General features: G+C 54.8%; 16 protein-coding genes, 1 tRNA gene and 1 pseudogene. 11 read left to right on the top strand and 7 right to left on the bottom strand.

The features are described 5' to 3' along the window. Nucleotides 1-54: 54 nt before the first annotated feature. Nucleotides 55-954 carry a prephenate dehydrogenase dimerization domain-containing protein gene (locus tag ABOK31_RS15130; protein WP_349956541.1) on the bottom strand — a complete coding sequence of 300 codons (900 nt, stop codon included), beginning with the start codon at nucleotides 952-954 and terminating at the stop codon, nucleotides 55-57. A gap of 477 nt (nucleotides 955-1,431) precedes the next feature. Here ABOK31_RS15130 and ABOK31_RS15125 point away from each other — a divergent pair, with 477 nt between their 5' ends. Both ABOK31_RS15125 and ABOK31_RS15120 read left to right on the top strand, forming a co-directional pair. Then, nucleotides 1,432-2,562 (top strand): hypothetical protein, encoded by a 1,131-nt coding sequence (locus ABOK31_RS15125; RefSeq protein WP_349956540.1) that lies wholly within the window; start codon nucleotides 1,432-1,434, stop codon nucleotides 2,560-2,562. Nucleotides 2,563-2,687: 125 nt separating this feature from the next. Then, on the top strand, nucleotides 2,688-4,124 hold the full coding sequence (locus ABOK31_RS15120; protein ID WP_349956539.1) for a fatty acid desaturase: 1,437 nt from the start codon (nucleotides 2,688-2,690) through the stop codon (nucleotides 4,122-4,124). 140 nt (nucleotides 4,125-4,264) lie between these two features. Here ABOK31_RS15120 and ABOK31_RS15115 read toward each other — a convergent pair whose 3' ends face one another. Next, nucleotides 4,265-5,479 (bottom strand): isopropylmalate/homocitrate/citramalate synthase, encoded by a 1,215-nt coding sequence (locus tag ABOK31_RS15115; protein ID WP_349956538.1) that lies wholly within the window; start codon nucleotides 5,477-5,479, stop codon nucleotides 4,265-4,267. A gap of 431 nt (nucleotides 5,480-5,910) precedes the next feature. On the opposite strand from ABOK31_RS15115, the gene ABOK31_RS15110 reads away from it, so the two are divergent. The 3 genes and pseudogenes from ABOK31_RS15110 to cysC form a co-directional block, all read left to right on the top strand. Beyond that, entirely contained in the window at nucleotides 5,911-6,159 is a 249-nt protein-coding gene (locus ABOK31_RS15110) for a hypothetical protein (RefSeq protein ID WP_349956537.1), read from the top strand. A gap of 7 nt (nucleotides 6,160-6,166) precedes the next feature. After that, nucleotides 6,167-6,889, top strand: a complete 723-nt coding sequence (locus ABOK31_RS15105; RefSeq protein WP_349956536.1) for an alpha/beta fold hydrolase — start codon at nucleotides 6,167-6,169, stop codon at nucleotides 6,887-6,889. A 98-nt stretch (nucleotides 6,890-6,987) separates the two neighbouring features. Continuing rightward, nucleotides 6,988-7,629: pseudogene (gene cysC, locus ABOK31_RS15100) on the top strand (adenylyl-sulfate kinase); the annotation flags it as partial. A gap of 118 nt (nucleotides 7,630-7,747) precedes the next feature. Here the strand turns inward: cysC and ABOK31_RS15095 are convergent. After that, nucleotides 7,748-9,286, bottom strand: a complete 1,539-nt coding sequence (locus ABOK31_RS15095; protein ID WP_349956535.1) for an IS3 family transposase — start codon at nucleotides 9,284-9,286, stop codon at nucleotides 7,748-7,750. A gap of 328 nt (nucleotides 9,287-9,614) precedes the next feature. Here ABOK31_RS15095 and ABOK31_RS15090 point away from each other — a divergent pair, with 328 nt between their 5' ends. Next, complete coding sequence (locus ABOK31_RS15090; protein ID WP_349956534.1) at nucleotides 9,615-10,904, top strand: DUF932 domain-containing protein; 1,290 nt, start codon at nucleotides 9,615-9,617, stop codon at nucleotides 10,902-10,904. A gap of 106 nt (nucleotides 10,905-11,010) precedes the next feature. Here ABOK31_RS15090 and ABOK31_RS15085 read toward each other — a convergent pair whose 3' ends face one another. The 3 genes from ABOK31_RS15085 to ABOK31_RS15075 all read right to left on the bottom strand — a co-directional run bounded on the left by ABOK31_RS15085 (nucleotide 11,011) and on the right by ABOK31_RS15075 (nucleotide 14,888). After that, on the bottom strand, nucleotides 11,011-13,350 hold the full coding sequence (locus ABOK31_RS15085) for a S8 family peptidase (RefSeq protein ID WP_349956533.1): 2,340 nt from the start codon (nucleotides 13,348-13,350) through the stop codon (nucleotides 11,011-11,013). A gap of 9 nt (nucleotides 13,351-13,359) precedes the next feature. Beyond that, entirely contained in the window at nucleotides 13,360-14,346 is a 987-nt protein-coding gene (locus ABOK31_RS15080; protein ID WP_349956532.1) for an ATP-binding protein, read from the bottom strand. A 467-nt stretch (nucleotides 14,347-14,813) separates the two neighbouring features. Next, nucleotides 14,814-14,888, bottom strand: a tRNA-Gly gene (locus ABOK31_RS15075). A gap of 244 nt (nucleotides 14,889-15,132) precedes the next feature. Between ABOK31_RS15075 and ABOK31_RS15070 the strand changes: the two genes are divergently transcribed. From ABOK31_RS15070 to ABOK31_RS15055, 4 genes are all read left to right on the top strand, one after another. Then, nucleotides 15,133-15,642: a prolyl-tRNA synthetase associated domain-containing protein gene (locus ABOK31_RS15070; protein WP_174178195.1), complete on the top strand. Its 510-nt coding sequence runs from the start codon at nucleotides 15,133-15,135 to the stop codon at nucleotides 15,640-15,642. 160 nt (nucleotides 15,643-15,802) lie between these two features. Next, nucleotides 15,803-16,777, top strand: a complete 975-nt coding sequence (trxA, locus tag ABOK31_RS15065) for a thioredoxin (RefSeq protein ID WP_349956531.1) — start codon at nucleotides 15,803-15,805, stop codon at nucleotides 16,775-16,777. A gap of 238 nt (nucleotides 16,778-17,015) precedes the next feature. After that, nucleotides 17,016-17,675 carry an LON peptidase substrate-binding domain-containing protein gene (locus tag ABOK31_RS15060; RefSeq protein ID WP_174178191.1) on the top strand — a complete coding sequence of 220 codons (660 nt, stop codon included), beginning with the start codon at nucleotides 17,016-17,018 and terminating at the stop codon, nucleotides 17,673-17,675. Between the two features lie 9 nt (nucleotides 17,676-17,684). Continuing rightward, on the top strand, nucleotides 17,685-17,873 hold the full coding sequence (locus tag ABOK31_RS15055; protein ID WP_037154712.1) for a Trm112 family protein: 189 nt from the start codon (nucleotides 17,685-17,687) through the stop codon (nucleotides 17,871-17,873). Between the two features lie 7 nt (nucleotides 17,874-17,880). Here the strand turns inward: ABOK31_RS15055 and ABOK31_RS15050 are convergent, their stop codons facing one another. After that, complete coding sequence (locus ABOK31_RS15050; RefSeq protein ID WP_349956530.1) at nucleotides 17,881-19,131, bottom strand: MFS transporter; 1,251 nt, start codon at nucleotides 19,129-19,131, stop codon at nucleotides 17,881-17,883. A 240-nt stretch (nucleotides 19,132-19,371) separates the two neighbouring features. On the opposite strand from ABOK31_RS15050, the gene ABOK31_RS15045 reads away from it, so the two are divergent. Then, nucleotides 19,372-20,250, top strand: a complete 879-nt coding sequence (locus ABOK31_RS15045) for a LysR family transcriptional regulator (protein ID WP_349956529.1) — start codon at nucleotides 19,372-19,374, stop codon at nucleotides 20,248-20,250. Nucleotides 20,251-20,349: the final 99 nt, after the last annotated feature.

Here is a 20,349-nt window from a genome sequence, read left to right as displayed (position 1 = left end):
GATGCGCGAACCTCCGCGAAACACATACACGCCACTGTCAAACGTCGAACAACACTACTGTGACCTAGGGTTCGGAATCGCGCGAAACATTTCTGCACAAGCCTCCGCATGTTCATAAATGGTGTTGTCACCGAAAAGCGCTCCGCAAGCTTCTCGAACACCTTCGAAGTTCTCAATTTCGTCACTTGAGAAGATCGCGTCGAGCTCCTTTAAAGCCTCCAGAAGAGAATTTCGGGCGCTTTTCGCATGAGGATTTTCCTTCTGGATCGCCCAATAAGTAGCAGGTTGACCGGACAATATTCTTGCCGCGAGAAGTTTAATGGCGCGAGCTGGCGGTGGTGCGAACGTAGAATCTAGTCGTACGTTGGACTTTGACCAAGCTAATACTACAGCAATTACGGCCGCGTGGACGGACACCTGATAAAGGGCAGTCAGTTGATCATGGGAGTTGGGATCTGTCTCCACTAGACGAAGCCCCCACGACTCTATCAAGCGAAGGAATGCTTTCTGGCCCACTCCATCACCGGCTGATGCGGCTGCAAGCGAACGGCCAGATGGGTCAAGGTCCGGTGCAAACAACGGATTGATGAATAAGACGTCCTGCAGTGTGCTGCCATTGGCTTTTGCAGACTGCGTAATTTGGGAGAAATCGTTCATCACAGAACACGTAATAACAAGTAAACAGGATGGGTGTAGTAAATTACAAAGAGTGCGAAGTGCTCGTTTCGCCGGCTCTTCCGGCAGACACAGCAATACCAGATCTGCAGTCTTAAGCGCGTCGTTGAAATCTTCTCCTTGAAGGTTTGCCGCATCACCTACTAAGCAACCGGGGCTAGGGTTGATGTCTACGCGCGTTAAATTCTTCGCGGTCGAGGATAAACGCTGGCTGAAAAAACGACCGAAACCTCCGCCGGCCCCCAACACCACGACGCTGTTGAAATCACCATTGAGCATACGAAGGAGCCCTGTCTAAATTGAACGCGCATGACGCGTTGCATATTAAAAATTTTGCGCGATAATCGAATATATTCATCTACAAATGGTTGTCCACAGCTCCTTTCTCCAATCGTAGCGTTAATATGCCTGTGGTGTCCCAAATGCGATGGTATCAAGCCCGCTCTCGCAGACTGCTCATCGTTGCCGACACGTCGACGCGCCACCATCTCTTGCCCGTAGCAATGAAGCGGTCCCGAACGACCGCCGCCATTGATTGGTGAGAAGCGCTCAGGGTAGATAGAGCTTCCGAACATTGGTCGTCCAGCCCAACCCAATCTTCGTCCTATGATGAAGCGGACGCATGTCGATCAATAGCGGATATGTGCCATTAAGTCTGAATCATATACGAACGTCTCGCGTCCGGCGCCGAGGCTATTGTGAAGCAATTTATTCAATGCTACCTAAAGCGGTATTCAATTTTTTGGGGAAACTTTCGTGTTGAAAAACCTAGCATTGGATGCGCGCGAGCGCGCCTTTCTCGAGCAGCGAGACATTTTTCTCGAGAAAGCTTTGAAAGATATCGGATGTGCTTCTCTAAAAGACGTTCCTGAACCAACCGAGCACCTGCCGGCGGTTCTCCCACCAGTTTTCATCAAAGACTTCAGGAAGATCTCGTCGGAGGAAAAGCAAGCCCTCGCAGATCAGTATTGGGGTGAACGAGGAGGGACCTATTTTATTGTTTTGAACCCCGAGGAACAAAGCAGTTTTTCTCATCCGCTGTTGGAAATTGCCCATCAAATTTCCGATGTCATACCGGTGAAATATCCGATGACGAACCCTGGGGAGGGCTCTCCGGAAGCTGTCGCGCGTTTCGGTCCGCCTGATGGAACTTTGAAGATTTATAATCTTGAGACAAAACCTGAAAAACCGACCGATCGAAATTTGGCAGAAACATCAGAGAAATTCGACGCACATAACGATGGCTTGGGTTATGGCGGAGCGGTTGAAGTGTTTGCTCTATATCTTGATTCGCCGCCAATTTGGGGTGGATTTACCTTCCTCCAGAATGTTGTTCGATTGACCCTTAGTCTCGCGCTAAAGGATCCCGATGCATTCACAAGCCTTTTCCTTCCGGATGCCATTACAGCTCTAAGGCCACTTGGGCGACAAGCTATTAAAGTGACTACACCGGTGTTGTTTTTGAATGAAGCCGAACTGCCGCAGGTGTTTTTTCGTCTCGCGGTAGATGAATGTGATATCATTTGGAGAACGGGTGTTCCTGCGCTCGAGCGTGCAGCTTTGTACCTTAACCACTACACTAAACCTTTTGCTCCAGGTTCATCGGTAATTCACCTCGACAAGACCGGAAGTGGAATTTTCGCAAGGAACCACTGGGTCATTCACGGTCGAACTCCGTTTTTGGATGGTCCCAACCCGACCGAGCGCCGTGTACTTGCGCGCAAATGGTTCGCAAGCGGTCCACAGCACGCTGGCCATAAGCACGTTCCGGGGATGCACATAGCCGAAAAGTTTGCCTCTCTCTATCCAGAGATGTTTGGGCCAGACCAAGTGCAAGGCGCCTGGACCTATGACGCCACAGCAGGGAAGAACATCCGCAAGGTGTGAAGCGACAACAAGGCAGAGTTCTGCGGACCTGCCAGCCTTTTCGCGTTGGCAATAAAGTGAAGTTGCACCGATGGTTTCGGGATTGGTGCAGCTGGTCCTATTGTGAAGCACGGAGCCATCTTACAATGGACGCAGCCATCAGAATGAACGGATTGTCATACGTTTGGAAAATGTTGCGCCAGGCAATTGGCTTCTTACTTTTCATGCTATTCTATTTGCTTTATTGGGCAATTATAGCAATTGCTGCAAGCTCGACATTCATTCTTAAATTCAGCCTTTTAGATAGGGTGATCAAACGTAACCCTTACACTGCAACAATTGCCACATACATATTACTGACTTTAGCCTCTCTGGGCGATAACACATTCGGTGAAATTACCGGCCTTCTAATGAGCTGGCTATGCATTGGAGCTATCAATGTTTCCGCAAGTGCATTTCGCAGCAACAAGAGGCGTAAGCTTCCAGATTTTGTCGAGATCTGGTTTGAAAAAAGGCTACGACAACCTCTAGATATCTATTTCGTGAGGCTAACCTTTTGTTCGTCGCTGTTGTTAATATTCCCGTTTCTTTTGATTGCTTTTCCTCAAACCGTTTCGCTTGCCACAATAACCGTTTACTTATTCGTTCTCTTGAGAACCGCGACAATGCAGGAGAACATCATTCATTATGATGTGCACAATCATTTTTTTCGTTGGAAACACCTGAAGGATGGCCGAGAACGGAACATATTCCAGTTTCTGAACGCCTATGTGAACCTAGTTGTTCCGCTGCTTTCGTGTCGATTTCCGTATCACTATACTGTGGAACATTTAGTCATACATCATGTCGAAAACAACAGTTGGGATGATGTTCAATCTACGCTGCGATATGATAGAAAAAGCTTTTTGGATTTCTGCGAGTTTGCGCTTTCTCTAGGTATGCAGGTTACATTCTCGTTTTCTTGGTATACCTATCTCGCCAAACGAAAGCTGAAAAAGCCACAACGGCTTATCATCAGGGGTCAGATTATTCGATATTCAATTCTTGTAATCCTGTCGTTGTTCAATCCGGTAACTGCGACGCTTTTAGTTATTGTCCCAATTTTGTCTGGAATTCCAAGGGCAGTATCAATTTTCTTTTGGCATGGATTGGTGGATACGAAAGATCCCAATAATATTTATACCAATACAATAAATATTGACGAGCAAACCGGAATGGGTTTTGGATGGCACGTCGAGCACCACTTACGTCCTGGAACTCATTGGTTCAATCAAACGGAAAAGGCGCGCCAAGACATATCGATCTATGATAGTAATGGTGTTATAACCTACGTTCCGACGCCTGAGCTTCAGCATTTGTTCTTGCAAGCCATGTGGAGACGCCGCTTTGATCTTCTTGCGGAACGCTGCTTGCCGACGGACAGTCGTCAGAAAGCCGCTCTTGCGGACCTCATTGAAGGAAGAACGTACCCTTTGGTGCCTTTAAGTCAACCGAGTTGGTATCGGAACTTCGATTTCTTCCTCGGGCGTATTGCGAGCAGAGCCCTTCCCGGATCTTTCCCAATTTCCGCAGCCCAACTGTGATTTGATGGCTGTGAACGAATGCGGCGTACGAGTCTTAGTTTAAGAGTTTTCTTTATGCGGGAGGTTTATTTGTTTTATGAACTTCGCATCCTCAAATTACCAGCGCGAGGTCCGGTCTCGCGGATGGTTAAGTGCAGCCTTCAATAGCTGATCTGTCGCAATAGATGTAGAAAGTCATCTTCCTCTAAAATACCTACCCCGCGCTCGTAAGCGGTTTTTTTGACTAGGGAGAGCAGCCGCTCAACTTGCTCGACGTCGAGAGAAAGTCCTCTCACGCGAAGCGCAGCTTCTATGACCCTTTTGCTGGCCAGTTGGGTGACGTGGATTTTCGGCGAAACACCAAGTGTGGCTTCGGGGTCATAAGGTTGAAACAAAAGCGTATCTACGAAAGGCGTGCCTGTGGAAATGGAGTTCACGCCCGGCCCGACAATCGGATCTGTCGTCAACAGGGGCCGACCCACCACCTGGCTCACAAATCTCGCAGTGGGAGCAATCTCTTTGAGATTCGGCGGTTGCGACCAAATATTTGACGGTACATTCAAACGTGAACTGAGCATTTCCGTTTGGTGTCCAAGAGCGAACAGGAGCTGTTCCGTCGCGGGCATTCCAGACCGCTCGCCGAGACCGAGCCATGATCCAGTTACAGCTCGTACCCCACAGCTCACTGCTTCCAAGGTGTTGACTAGGCCAAAGCCAAGATCGTTATGCATATGTGCGACGAAGCTTACCTTATCCTTAGTCCTTTGAAGGAGTGCACCAAAGAAACTTCGCGTTTCAACCGGGAAAAGCCCTCCCACGGTATCACATATGATGATCATGGATACCCCAGCTTCGGTCAATGCGCTAGCTGCCTCGGCTACGAATCCAATATCGGCCCGCGTCGCATCCATGAAAGCCACATCGATGCAAGATGTGGTTTCGCTGTCTAGGATGAATTTGACTACGTCTTGTAGTTGGGATAAGCAAACATCCGGCGATTTGTGCATCATAGCAGAGCACATAGCCTCCGACACCGGCACTGCTATCGAGAGTCGCCCAAAGGCCGCCCCCCTCATCGAGCGTATCAGAAGCTGAGCCTCTTGGATGGTTGCGCGCCCCGATGCGCCGATATAGCAGAAATCAACATTGTCAACCACTTCCCGAACAGTCTCGAACTCCTCTTGGCCGATGCTAGGAAAGCCAGCATTGAAGACGAGTCGCTCTATGTCCCCTTCGCCAAAAATCTGCATATGTTTACGAGCGATCGATACTCGTTGGTGGCCAAGGAGCAATGTTTTCCCTTGTGCGCCGTCTCGTGCAATCTCCTCGTGAAAAATAATTGCTCCCGATCTAGCAGCCTGCTCAACACGATCCAACAAAATATCACCTCTCGCTTGGGAAGCTACGTAAATAGCGGCATTTCATAACAAAAACAGAATTCGGGTTTTGGAGTCGTGCCACGTTGTACGTTCGCTCCGCTTTCTGATGGCGTGCTCTTCATGATTGAAGTTGCATGCTTGAAGTCTGTTTGTACAACTGCTAGCTCTATCACCGATGGTGGCAAGTATCGATACATACGGTTGAAAAATTTGACGACCATATCCTGTTCCTTGCGGACGCAATCAGTGCTTGCCTCTTTCCGCCTTTGGCGGCGATGGCCCTTCATAACCGGTTAGGATGCAACGAGTTATTTAACCCGGAATAAGAAGCGAGATTGTCAAGCATACTGGAATGAGTTGGGCCGATTTAGCAACACCTTCATGAGGCAATGTCGTATACACCACGGTATGTAAATGAGGATTTTGAAATGGATGCCAGCCAAGAATTGCCAATTATTGCAATGCCGGGAACTGTCGGTAATGACCCCGCACAGTTGGACTCTCTTCAGGTCTTTGTGCAAAGCCACATTGCTGGAATAGAGACTTTGTGGTGGTGTCTGTGGGCGGCGACTCTTGCATTTGTTTTTGTTCGGTTCGTCATTATCCCAAGGCTATCGGGTGTCTTGACCGGAAATGCGGGCGTCTCAATCGAGAAGGAAAAGGCCGCAAGAATCTAAGAGAAAAATGCGAAGAATAGATAGGTGGCTCATCGAGCTGGATGCGGGGATCGAGCGCCAAGCTACTATAATTCTCTTCCCATTTGCCGGAGGAGGCGCCTCTTACTTTCGCGCATGGCCAGCGAAAGGGTCTCAATTTTCGTTTTACTGTGCAGAACTTCCCGGCCGGGGCTATCGTTTTGCGGAGCCCTTTGCCAATTCGCTTACTGAATGCGCTGCCGCTATTGCCGACTCAATTTTAAAGTGGCGTCGTGGGCCGATTTATCTTGCCGGCCACAGCATGGGATCCCTCATCGCCACCGAAGTTGCCCACCTCTTGGAGCAGTCTGGACATTCGGTGGCCCATCTCCTGGTTTCTGGATGCGGTGCGCCCGGTTCGGTGCGAGCAGCGCTTAAAGGGAGCTTGACAGATCACCTTATTTCGCTCGGTGGCATTCCGTCAGAACTTTCCGAAAGCACTGACTTCATGTCCATGCTCAAAACAGTATTTACTTCCGATATTGGGTTAATAGACGATTATGTTCCACGAGAGATTCTGAAACTATCATGTCCCATTATCGTTTGCTCAGGGGACAGTGATGAAATCCTCCAACGTTCGGATATCCAAGATTGGCGCAAGGTTACCGATGGCCAGTGTGACTTTGTGCCGATGAAGGGAGGGCATTTCTATCAATCCGGCACACTGTTTGAACTTCGAGAAGAACTCATAAAGCGATTCGTGCTCAGGTAGAGCCTATTAGCTTCTGCTGTCTTTATACGAGCTTTCAACCTTGTTGAGGAATCGACCTTCATGATCATAGGTTGGCCTGCATTAGTCTGTTTATGTGAATCACTAACGTGGCAATTGGTGCTGGCATGAAGCTCTCTCCCCTCCAGCCCTCAAAAAATATCCTTAAGCACTCTCTGTCGGTTGCGAAGGAGCAGCGCGCGGCGCTCACAAACCAAAGACCTGTCGTGATTTGGCTGACTGGCCTTTCCGGAGCGGGCAAATCGACCATAGGCAATATCCTTGAAGCAAGACTTCATGCGGCGGGGCGCCTAACGTATCTAATTGACGGCGACAACATCCGGCTTGGTTTGAATCGAGACCTAGGCTTTAGCGACTTAGATCGAATTGAAAACATCCGGAGAGTAGCTGAGGTCGGGGGCTTGATGATCGACGCTGGTCTGATCGTCATTGTCTGTCTCATTTCGCCCTTTCGTGCCGACCGGAAGATGGCGCGGGAACTGTTGGACGCCGGGGAGTTCGTTGAGGTGTTCGTGGATACCCCTCTTGAAGAATGTCAAAGGCGTGATCCGAAAGGCCTTTACGCGAAGGCTCTTCGTGGCGAGATCGCCAATTTCACCGGAATTGGGTCTATTTACGAGCCGCCTGAGCATCCAGATATCCATTTACATACATCTTTGATGTCTGCCAACGAGCTTGCTGGGACGATGGAATTGTGGCTTCGCGAGCGCGCATACTGCTGAGATGTGCAGGCGACCTCCGGCAAGCCACCGACCCGGCGGTTTTCGGTGTGGTTTGGCGGTTTGTTCATGTGTGTTGAGATTTCAGCCAACGGGGGTGCGGATAAAAAGTTGGACTGATTTATACGTTAAGGCCGAGACTTTTTCGATATTCGATGGGGCTGAGAGAGCCAAGGGAGATCTTGATCCGCTTTTCGTTGTACCATCGGATGTAGGCATCAACCTCCCTGACGAACCGTTCGATTGTGATGTCCTTCCAATCTCGCGGGTAGAAGAGTTCAGTTTTCGACCGGCCGAAGAAGCCTTCGCACGCGGCGTTATCTTGTGAGCAGCCCTTGCGGGACATAGAACGAACCAGCTTCGAAGCGTTGATCCGAGTAAGCCAGCCAGGCCAGCGATAATGGGCGCCACGATCTGTATGGATGATTGTTCTTTCCTCGCCGTCGGTCACCGTCTCGATGGCGGCGTCCAGCATTGTATTGACTAGCCCCGCATCTGGTTGCGTTCCAATCGACCAACTGATCACCATTCCATCGAAGCAATCTATAATGGGCGAAAGATACACCTTGCCGGCTGGGATCTGGAACTCCGTGATGTCCGTGAGCCATTTCTCGTTCGGTGCTTTTGCATGGAAGTCGCGGTTGATCAGGTTCTCAGGCGCAGGACTGATTTCTCCCAAGTACGAGCCAAAACGCCGTCGCCGTGGTCTGGCAACGATCAAACGCTCCTGTTTCATCAATCGCTGCACAACCTTTTCCGAGATCGTCACGCTCTGCCTGGTCAGCGACGCCTGCAGTCTGCGATAGCCGTAACAGCGATGGCTGGTTTCAAAGATCTCCGTGATGCTGCGACGGATGGTGGCATACTTGTCTGCCAAGCTCACACGGGCGCGGTGGTAGAAGTAGGTGCTTCGCGCAAGCCCCAGCTGGGCAAGCAGTTCTGGCAAGCCATAGATATCCTTGAGGGCGTCAACCAGCTGTGTCTTCTCCCTATTACTCAGGAGCTGCAGATCGACGCCCAGGGCTTTTTTTAGGAGTTCATTGGCCTTCTTCAATAAATCATGCTCGAGCTGCAACTGGCGGACATCGCGTTGGAGGGCTTCAAGCTGTCGCTCGAGTTCCTCGCGTTCGGGCACCGGCGGGGCGGTGTTGCGGCGTTTCATGGATGAGGGAGCCTCATGACCGAGTAGCTGATTTCTCCAGTTGTACAACGTCGGTCTGCATACGCCCAGCCGGTCGGCTACCCGTTGGGCACTTTCCTCTCCACTGCAAAGCCCGATGACGCCGACCTGCTTCAACGCCTCGGGATACCTGGGACGCCAGGATCGACCGACCATGGAAGTACTCGTCTCCGGAAACGCCTCTCGAACCCAAGCAGTTAACGTTCCACGACCGGGATAACCCAATGCCCTCATCGTCGCAGAGATACAGCGATCGTGGGTGCGGTAATGCTCAAGCGCCGCCTGCTTCTCAGCCTCAGAATATTTCGGCGCTCGAGCCACGCTGCGAACCCGCACGTCGAGATGCTGCTCGTACTCACGGTACCAACTCTTCAGGGCGTTCTTGGTCGGATAACCCAACTGCCGGATAGTCGCCTTAACCCGCTTGCCGAGCTTGAGATAAAGCTCCACTGCGCGAAGTCTGTCTGCGTAGGAATACATGCACTACCTCCGGGTGGTCCAAGTTTTCGTCCGCACCCCCAACTTTGCATTTCATCGCGACCCTGCCTGGACACTGATACCGCAAATTCGTCAACGGGTTTCCAGCCTCAGCCACTGATTGGATCGGCCCCAAATGCAAATCTGGGTCAAAGTGTTGTGAAACTGAACAACGAAGGACTTCCCCTACGGCCGAGCCCTGCGTCCTGACTGACCCCTTCCAGCGGGAAAAACCCCGCAACGCCCGCAGAGTGAGAGTGTGGATCGGAGATCCGCGACGGGTTGAGTGTCGAGGGAGAAGCTCTCGGCGCCCGTCATGGAGTTTGGTCCCATGACTATGCAGGTTCTCGATGCTTTTCGTGACATGAGCGGCGGATATAAGGTGGATGTCCACCGCGGCGAGCGGATCGGCCGCGTTTCCTCGGAATGGTTCTCGCGTCCCGATGACGAGCGGTACCTCTCTCTATCGGAGCTGGGGGACTTTGTGCGCAGCCGGTCGGAGCACAGCCGGACGCGCGTAGTGGAAGCCTCGCTCATCCATGTCGAGGCGAGCCGCACCGATCCGGAGCGGCTGTCTCTCATCCTGCCGGGTTTGGATATGCCTGTCGTGCCAACGCACTGGAGTTTCGGCCAGCTCGCCAGCCAGGTCGGTGCCCCCGCCGCCTATCTGCGCCAGCTCACGGCTGCGCTGGCTGGCATCAATCTGCAATACGGTCTGACCATGCATCGGGCCGAGCAGATCAAGACGCTCGAAACCGATGATGGCCGCATCGGGCTGCGCGCTGTCACTGGCCCCGACTACGGGCGTATCTTTGACCATGAGCTCGTCGCGGCCGTGCAGCGCATCGCCGGCAACGGCACCGGAGACACACGCTGGAAGGTGCCGGGCGTGCTCGACTGGTCGACGGGCGTCTACAATCCCCGCGTTGACATCACCCGGGACACGACAACGCTCTACGCATCCGACCGGGACGTCTTTTTGTTTCTAGTCGACGACTTTAACCCGATCGAGGCTGGCCGGCTGCCCGATGGCTCGCCCGACCTCTATTTCCGTGGGTTCTATTGCTGGAATTCTGAGGTCGGCGCGAAGACACTCGGCATGGCGAGCTTTTATCTCCGCGCGGTCTGCCAGAATCGCAATCTCTGGGGCGTCGAGGATTTCGAGGAGATCACTATCCGCCACTCGAAATACGCCGCCTCGCGCTTCGCCCACGAGGCGGCGCCGGCGCTCACCCGCTTCGCCAACTCCTCGCCGCTGCCTTTCGTCAACAGCATCAAGGCGGCGCGCGAGAAGATCGTGGCCCGCTCCGACGAGGACCGCAGCGACTTCCTGCGCAAGCGCGGCTTCTCGAAGACGGAGACGGCGAAGATCATCGAGACCGTCTTGGCCGAGGAGGGGCGCAAGCCCGAAAGCGTGTTCGATTTCGTGCAGGGCATCACCCTGGTCAGCGAGAGTCTTGCAAAGATTTTGCGCGTTGATCGCACGGTGTGGCGACCGATCGCTGGGCCTACCAGCTTCAATCAGGTTTCAGCGATTTGGCTTGAGTCGAATCCGAAGCGTGCTGTCTTCCGCTTGGTTGCTCTTGCGAAACGTTTGAATTGTTCTGCACGTGCTGAATAAGGGGTGGGATAATTGCCGTATGTTCGTCGAAGCCGATAAACGCGGCAAGCGAACACAATTCTGGAAATTACAGATAAGCCACTATTCGAAAATAATGCATCGATGATTACAGCTTGACTCTGATGCGTTGCAGCAGTCGCTCATACAACTGTACTTCCGCCTCATGAGCCAGTTCGACGGTCACCGCAAACGCTTGGTGCCCCACTTCCCCGGCCCAGCCGCCGGCACAACGCACGACCAAATAATAGGTGTCGCCGTAGCCCGTAATGGCTCTGTCGAAGGTTACCGTTGCGGTCTGAAGCGAGGATTTTTCGCGGAGCGTGGAACTAGGTGTCAGCTTGCAATTATATTTCCCGGGCATTTCCGGGAACTTGCCGTCATCGATGTCACGCTTCTTGAAGTGGTCGAAGACGAAATCTGCGTCGCACCCCCGGATCAATCTAAAACCTATGGTAACGCCGGCGTAGTCTAGGCGACTGTGTTTGACCGGTGGATCATAGGCCAGTGAAATGCGAATGTGCCGGCGGCCTTTGGTCTCCTGGAATACGTCGGGGATAGGGATCTGATACACTGCGAAGTGATCAATGGCCAACTCATCTTCTGCGTAGAAAACAACTCGCGAATCGTCGGAAAAAACCGCTTTCTCAAGATCCACTTGGCCATTGCCGCAAATATTGCGCACTGCCCGATCGCCAAGAAGGGCGAGCTTTGCTGCACTGGCCTCGGGAATGGAAGCGCTGGCTGCCAAGAGCGTCCTGATGAGGTTGGCCGATGCACCCGGAAAGCGCGCAAGTATTTGACTGGCTTTGAACGCGACCAGAGGCGCTGAATAAGAGGTCCCCGAGGCGGTCGTGAAAAGCTGATCGATAAAGCGATGATACAGGCTAAGCACGCCGGCTGCAGGCACTTCCTCGCCGCCCCGCAGCCGCGCGACACCGCCGTCGAAAATAAGGGTGCCCCCGATATCAACCAGATCCGGCTTGATGCCCCCGCGTAAGCCTGGACCTACGCGGGTAAATGGCGATGGCTGAAGTGCCTGTGTGATCGCTTGCACCTTGATGTCATCACCAAGTTTCGCCGGAATCCCGTGATCGTGTGTCAGGGCGCCGACTGTCAAGACATTCATTGCCCCTGCCGGCTCGCAGAGCCGATTGTCGCTTTCCGTAAGGTATTGCGGATAATCTGTAATGGCTTCTTCAATCCGAAGCCCCTTTCGAGGCGGGCGGTTGCCCGACGACACAACGATGACAATGTCTAGTTCACGCACGAGTTCGTCTAGCGTCGCTGCCCAAACACCCACCTTCCCGCCGTCGTAAATTTTCTTCTTATCTCCCAACGCGATTACAAAAATCCGACATCCGTAGGTCTCGTGGAGCCGTGTAATGGCTTCGCGCATCTGACCGGCCGTCAGGCGCTTGTTTGGAAACTCACCGTTATCATCGAGTACCCGGGCCGAACACAGGCGGGCGCCCCGGGCAAGTGTTCCAGCACCAAGCTGCTGGCGCAGATCGCCAAACACAGCCACTCCCGCCACCTTAGTGCCATGACCCCATTCGTCGCTCGTTCCCAGTGTATCCGGCACGCCAATTGCCCCAACGATAATGTCCTCAATGAGCGGATGGGTGTTCAGGCCACTATCGATAACGCCAATAAGGGGTGCATCATCATGGATATCGGTTGCAGCAGGCAGGTCAGCGAGCGTCAACTTGACCAAATCGTGTGTATCAGTATCGACGGCCGGCCGAAAATCCAATTCGGCAACGGACTCGACACTTAGAAGATTTCTTACGACACTACCGTCGCATTCGAAGCGGACCATCGTAATTGCTGGGCCGATGTATCGGTCCAGTTCCTGCCCGCCGTTCGCCTCCACGAATGTGGAGAGATCCTCGAGCGTGCGTTCGCGATAGTCGCGCCGGCCAATATCCCATAGCTCAATATCGACCACATAAGAGACGCCACTGATAAAGTCGTCTGAAGAAACGAAACCGTCACCTCGCGCCCTAACGCCAATACGATCCTTTGGTTCGACAGAGCCTATCGCTTCGATGCCGCTGATGAATGCGTTATAGGAAGGGTTCTTCTGGCCAGCGGGTGTGCCTTTCGCATATGAGTCGATTCGCCGTCGAAAATCGGTTAGCTGATCGGAATCGGCAAACAGGACGAGCGTACGATCTTCGTCGCTGGAAAGCAGTGTCAGGCCTGCTTTGTTCCAGTCCTCCTCCAAAAGTGGGCCGGTCATCTGAACGCGTAAAATAAGTGTAGGGTCGACGGCATCGGGTCTGCGTCGGCGAACCTGCGTCTCGACAGCTGCGTCGAGATCTTTGGTCAGCTTCCTAGCATGTGCTCCGGGTTCCCGTTTCGGTGCTTCGCCACCGCCGCCCGTTTTGCGCCGCTCTAGCCTCTCAGGCAGCCGTACGAGCTGCAGGTGCTCATACTGTGCCATTGATCCCTTTTATGATCGATTTTCCAGGCGCGAGTAATCGCGCCTGCGTCGGCGTTCATCCGCCAAGGCTTGTTCAAAATCGTCCGCGCGGACGTCTTTCTGTCTTTTTACGATAGCGGCCTTTATTGCCTGAACACAGACGCGTTCTATGTCGGCGAAAGAGAAGCCCGCCAGGCTGGTGATATGCTCACTTGGATCGAAGCCCAAGATCACATTCTTAAATTTTCTTCCCAGATACTGCCGGATCATCTTATCGTCCGGCCGATCGAACCAGACAACCTCTTCAAATCGCCGCCAAACGGCCGGATCGAGAGAGCGGTCGAGATTCGTCGCCGCGATCAGGAAGCCGGCTGGCTTGATGCGGTCGATAAAGATCAGCAGGCTGTTGACGACGCGGCGCAATTCATTGTGCTCCCCCGCATCATCGCGCGCCCTCGCCAAGGCGTCGAATTCGTCGAAGAACAGCACACATGGTTGTTTACGCGAGAACTCGAATAGCTTGCGGATATTCGCAGCCGTTTCGCCAAGATAGGACGAAATCAGCCTGTCTAGTTTGACGATGTATAGTGGTAGTCCCACTTCGGAGGCGAAAATTTCGGCGCAAAGCGTCTTACCGCAACCAGGCGGCCCACAAAAGAGAAGCTTGGAACGGACAGACAACCCTCGGCGCCGAATTTGCTCTCCACTACGAAATTCCATCAATAGACCGGCGAATACGCGAACATTATCGTGACTGAGGACAATGTCTTGTCGAGAGTGGACTGGCTCGACGCGTTCTATGAAATCGCCTGCCGCTTCCGGAAACGGGATGAGCGGAGCAAGCGCCTTTGGCCGGGTGGGCTTTGATGGGTTTTCAAGAGTCTTGCGCAAAGACCGCGCCAAAACGACGTTGTTCTTTTTTTCCTCTTCACTGATGATTTGTTCGGCGACGGCGCGGAACTCTTCGTCCCGGCCATAGCTTGCCAACAATTTTTTCATCAGTTCGCCACGGGCCATGAGGGTAGGGTTCCTTTTGCAAGAATAGTATTCTGACTCGCAGCGAATTGCCATAGATCGCTTAAACGCGCGTTAGCCGCGTCGTGCTTGGGATAAGACGGTTCAGCGTCAAGTCTCGCCAGATTCACGCGACGCTTACGGGCTTTCGATCGTCAATCGTGGGAGGTTTCTATTCTAGAAACTTCTTACCATTCCAGCCGCGAACTTGCCCTGATTGATATGGTTGAGCAACGGAAAGCCGCTCGCATCCCGTCGGGTGAGGTCGTTGGAAAGCCTCACATTGAAGACGAACTCAAGCGCAAGGCAGTTCAAACTGACTTCAGCAGATCGTCAACCATTCTTGTGCCCGTCGCAGAAATCCTCGGCGACCCAAACGGAATGGTGGTATCTCGGTGGTATCTCGTGGAAAAATACTAAGGAGTCTTCGCTCGACAAATGGGCTAAGGTACCGTTTTCCTTAAGGAAACTGGAGCGGGCGAAGGGATTCGAACCCTCGACCCCAACCTTGGCAAGGTTGTGCTCTACCCCTGAGCTACACCCGCTCATTCCCGTCGCGATCCGGGGTAGTGTGTTGGACCGCTGGGCGTCGTCTTGCGGCGACGGGCGCTATATGGCCTAACCATTTTTCAAATGCAACAGGGAAATGACGAGTTCGCGAAGAAAAATTGCATGTTCTTTTGAAGAGCCGCCGGAAAACCCGGAAACGCCGGGCTTTGTCGTCTCAAAGATTGCAATGAAAATGTGGGCGACGTATCAGGGGCGGACCATTTTTGATTGCGAGATGCCATGACCGAGACCAGCCCGAAAAACCGCGACGATCTTTTCCGATTCCTGGACGGGCTCGGCATCAGCCACACGACCAAGGATCACGCCCCGGTCTTCACCGTTGCCGAATCGGTGTCGCTGCGCGACGAGATTCCGGGCGGCCATACGAAGAACCTGTTCGTGAAGGACAAGAAAGACAATTTCTTCCTGCTGACCGTCGAGGAAAATGCGACGGTCGATCTGAAGACCGTGCACACGCTGATCGGCGCGGCAAGCAAGGTGTCCTTCGGCAAGCCGGAAAAGCTGATGGAGTATCTCGGCGTCATTCCCGGTTCGGTCACTGCATTCGGCGCGATCAACGATGCGGGCAAGAATGTTACCTTCGTGCTCGATGCCGAGCTGATGGCGCATGATATCGTCAATTGCCATCCTCTGTCGAACGATGCGACAACGTCGATTGCCAGCGGCGATCTCGTACGTTTCATGGAGGCGACCGGTCATACGCCGCTAGTCTTGAAAGTGACGAGCTAACGTACGATTTTAGCGCTAAGATTATAGCGGCCGGCGTTGTCTTCGGATCGTCCGGTCGCTTTGGCCATTTCATGGAGCGTGCTGTCAGGCGAACCCTATCGTCTCGTCTGGAGATCATGCTTCTCACAAAATCAAGGATGCCGGCAGGCGGGAGACACTCATGAGCGGTTCGAACAATCCCTATAACGCTTCCTTCGGCGGTCAGATGTCGGCCACGGCATCCTTTGGCGCCGCGCCTGCGGCATCAGGTGCTTCGCCGATCAAGGATACGACGACGGCGACCTTCGCCAAGGACGTTATCGAAGAATCGCGCAACCAGCCTGTGCTGGTCGATTTCTGGGCGCCCTGGTGCGGCCCGTGCAAGCAGCTGACACCGGTACTCGAAAAGGTCGTCACCGAGGCCCAGGGCCGCGTAAAGCTGGTCAAGATGAATATCGACGATCATCCGTCGATCGCCGGCCAGCTCGGCATCCAGTCGATCCCGGCCGTCATCGCCTTCGTCGACGGTCGCCCGGCCGACGGATTCATGGGTGCAGTTCCAGAGAGCCAGGTCCGTCAGTTCATCGATCGACTCGGTGGTCCAGCAGGCGGCGCCGACGATCAGGCAGCCGAGATTGCCGCCGTTCTGGAAGAGGCGAGCGGATTGCTTGCCGGCGGCGACGTCAATGGCGCGGCCGAGCTCTTCGGCGCGGTGCTGCAGGCAGATCCCGAAAATGCCAAGGCGCTTGCCGGCATGGCGGAATGCATGATCGCCGCCGGCCAGAGCCAGCGCGCTCGCGAAGCGCTTGCCGACCTGCCTGAGACGCTTGCCAACGATGCCGGCATTCAGGCCGTGGTGAAGAAGCTCGATCAGATCGACGAGGCCCGCAAGCTCGGCGATCCCGTGGCGATCGAACACGAGCTGGCATCCAATCCCGACAATCACGAACAGCGCATCAAGCTTGCCAAGATCCGCAATGTCGAAGGCAAGCGGGAAGAGGCGGCCGATCACCTTCTGACCATCATGCGCAAGGACCGCAGCTATGACGATGACGGCGCGCGCCGCCAGCTGCTGGAATTCTTCGAGGTGTGGGGGGCCAAGGACCCCGCCACGATCGCGGCACGGCGCAAGCTTTCCTCCATCCTGTTTTCGTAAAGGGCCTGTTTTCCTGATACAGATGGCGATCGTGCGAAACATTTCGCATGATCGTTTGTTTAGATGAAAGCGGCCAAGAACGCGGCGTATCGGCACCCCGGCTAAAATACTCTTGTGTTTTCGGCAGACGGGCTCACATTGTCGGTGACGCGGCGCAGGATGGGGAGCGGCCGCGAGTGTGTCGTTCCTGTGCGGCCCACCGCGGGCGGCAGCGCGGTGTTCTAGCGGGATGGAAGAGATGCAAGTCGGCAATGCCAGATATCTGAAGCCGGGCGACCTGCCCGAATCGGTGGTTGTCTTTCCCTTATCCGGCGCACTGCTGCTGCCCGGTGCGCAGCTGCCGCTCAATGTCTTCGAGCCGCGCTATCTTGCCATGTTTGATGCGGCGATCGCCGGCAACAGGCTGGTCGGCATCGTGCAGCCCGCTCTTTCCGAACCGGTTGAAACCCCTAACCTTGCGCATGTCGGCTGCCTTGGGCGCATCACGTCCATTGCTGAAACCGGCGACGGGCGCTACATCGCCGCGCTGACGGGCATATGCCGTTTCCGGCTGATGGATGAAATCACTGCCCATCAGCCCTATCGCACCTTTCGCATCACGCCCTTCATCTCCGACCTGAAATCCCATCATGAGGAAGGTACGGTCGATCGTCCGGCGCTGCTTTCGGCTTTCCGGGCCTATCTGGAGGCCAACAAGCTGGAGGCGGATTGGGAAAGCGTCGAGCGCGCCGACAATATGATGCTGGTCAATTCGCTGTCGATCATGGCGCCGTTCGAGCCGGCCGAGAAACAGGCGCTTCTGGAAGCCCCGGACCTCAAGACCCGTGCTGAAACCTTTATCGCCATCGTCAAGATCGTGCTTGCCGGCTCCGGCGACACCGATTCGCTGCTGCAATAGGAGCTTCCCATGGATGTCACGGTCAGCAAAGTCGATCCGAAACTGCTCGATCTGCTCGTCTGCCCGCTGACCAAGGGACGGCTGAGCTATGATCGGGAAAAGAACGAGCTGATCTCGGAAAAGGCGCGTCTTGCCTATCCGATCCGCGACGGCATTCCGATCATGCTGATCTCGGAAGCGCGCCGCATCGAGGATTGAGGCTGGCTCAACTCCTTTGCGATGCGTGATTTATTCGGCGATGCCGCAGCAAAAGCCCGAGAAGTGCGCAATATGCGAAGATCGAGATCGCCAGGGCCAACCACAGAGCAGCATGGGGGCCGGCGTAGGTCATCACGGCGGTAAATAAGGGTGGCGCGGCGGCATAGGAGAGATTGAGCGGCACCGCCAGCTGCGCCGACGCGCGGGCATAGGCGCCGGTGGGGAAAATCTGCAGCGGCAGCGTGGCGCGGGTGACGGCAGTGATGCCGCTGGCAATGCCGTAAAGCGTCGCGAAGAGCATGGCGCCGGCAAAGCTGTTGCTCAATAGAAGAACCGCGAAGCTCACAGGAAACAAGGCGGAGCCGGCAAGACCGGTTGCAAAACCCGACCAGCGCCGGCCGCCGAGAAAATCGACCATGCGCCCCGCCCATCGCGCAATGCCGATGAAAGCGGCCGCCGCCAGTGCACTGGCATGATCGAGACCTGCGGCCTCGAAGAGGATGATGATCGTCAGGGCAAATCCCCAGGTTATGAAGCCATTGGCGGCAAAGCTCGCGGCCAGAAGGGTGAAACTCGGCTTGTCGATGGCAGCAGGCTCTGCTGTCGCCTTGGCAGCGGATTTTTCCCTGGGCTGGCGTGCAAGTGTCGTCCAATGCAGCGGCAGGCAGACAAGCAGCATGAGGGCAGCAAAAACGAGCGTCGTCATGCGCCAGCCCCATCGCGCCTGCAGCAGCTCCGTCAATGGCCAGACGATAGTCGATGTCAGCCCACCGGCCAGGATCAGCACGCCGAGCGCTCGCCGCGTTTTTTCGCCGGCGACCTCGCTGAGCGCGATCTGCGCAGGCGTTGTCAGCATGCCGGCACCGGCAAGGCCGAGAATGGTCCATGACAGGATGTAGGACGCCGGACCATTGGCGAGGCCCATGACCAGCAGGCCTGCTGCGCCGAGGAATGATCCCAAAACCATCATAGGCCAGGCGCCATGGCGCTCGAAGACAGCGCTCAGCGGCCAGGACACCACGGCCATGACGACAAGCATGACCGTCGGCCCTGCCATGACCATGGGCAAAGCCATGCCCAGCTCACCGGCCATGGCAGGCCCGGTTACCGCCGGCAGGTAGAAGGTCGCGCCCCAGCCGATGAGCTGGGTCAGGGACAGGGCGGCAACGGCACGAACTGTGGGCGAGCGGAATGGCATCCAGGCAATCGGTGCGGGAAGGGCGATCGGGCTGCGACAGCGATGTCTAAGGGGAGGCATCAAGGACCTTTTGGGCGGGAGCAGTTTTTCGTTTCTAGCGGAATGAAGAAAAGGCGGCGCTTCCACGGGAGCGAGGAATAAAATTAATGCTGTCTTGGCCGCTACTCATGCTATGGCTCGGGTGCTTGAAAGAGCCTGGTCGAGCATTTAGCATGCGTTGAAGCGCTTTTCGTATTTGCTTGTGCTTGAATTTTGCCCGCTGCTCAAACGAGGAATTTGAAGGGAGCTTGAGGAAAATTCATGCAGAGAAGGCATCGTGTTTCTCTCAACGCCATCAGGGTTTTCTCGATCGTGGCGCGCACCGGAAGCCTGACTGCGGCCGGTGCTGAGCTCGGCGTGACCTCTGGTGCGGTCAGCCACCAGCTCAAAAAGCTCGAGGACGAGCTTGGGGTGAATTTCTTCCATCGCGGCAATAACACCGTTTCGCTCACAGACGTCGGGCGGCGCTTTTATCAGGAGGTGGCGCCGGCGATCGGGCTCATCGAGCGCTCGGCCGATGCCCTTTACCGCGACGAAAACGAAATCAGCGTCCATGCAACGACATCGCTGGCGCTGCGCTGGCTCATCCCGTCACTGGATCGTTTTCGCGCGCTCTGCCCGCAGGTGCGCGTTCGGGTGGAAACGAGCTCCGCGCGCGGTTTTCCTGTCGTTCCCGACTCCGACGTCAGCATCCGTCATTTTCGGATAGGAGAGGCGGCCGAGGGGTGGGAGTTCCTTGCACGCGATCTGCGCCGCCCGGTTATCTCTCCGAGCCTGCTGACAAAAGATGGCAGCCGCCATGAGATTGCCATTGCCAATATACCGGCTCTTCAGTGCAGCGTGGGTAACTGGGACTGGCAGCTTTGGTGCGAGACGTTCGATGTTGCGCTGGCGGACCTTTCCCTTGCCCACGCGTTCGATACGGACGACGCTGCACTTCATGCCTGTGTTGCCGGCCTCGGTATGGTGCTTGCCCCGACGATTCTCACGGGCAGGGAAATGAAATCGGGCGCCTTGGTGACTTTGCCCGAATATGAGCCGGTGGAGACCGGAACCTATCTCTACCAGCGCCGCTCGGAATCGCGAGCGGTCCGGCAATTCTGCGGCTGGATGGATGGTGAGATGCGGAACCTCGAATAGGGGCTTCTGTCTGGAGGCCGCTTATCTAAGGCGCCATGACCAGAGTAGGGTCATGATAGGTTTGCCTCGCGCGCGAGACTTCCTTCTGGTCCCGCTCGT

The organism is Rhizobium sp. ZPR4 (assembly GCF_040215725.1).
GTDB classification, from domain to species: Bacteria; Pseudomonadota; Alphaproteobacteria; order Rhizobiales; family Rhizobiaceae; genus Rhizobium; species Rhizobium rhizogenes_D.
This window is presented reverse-complemented; position numbering and strand designations above follow the sequence as displayed.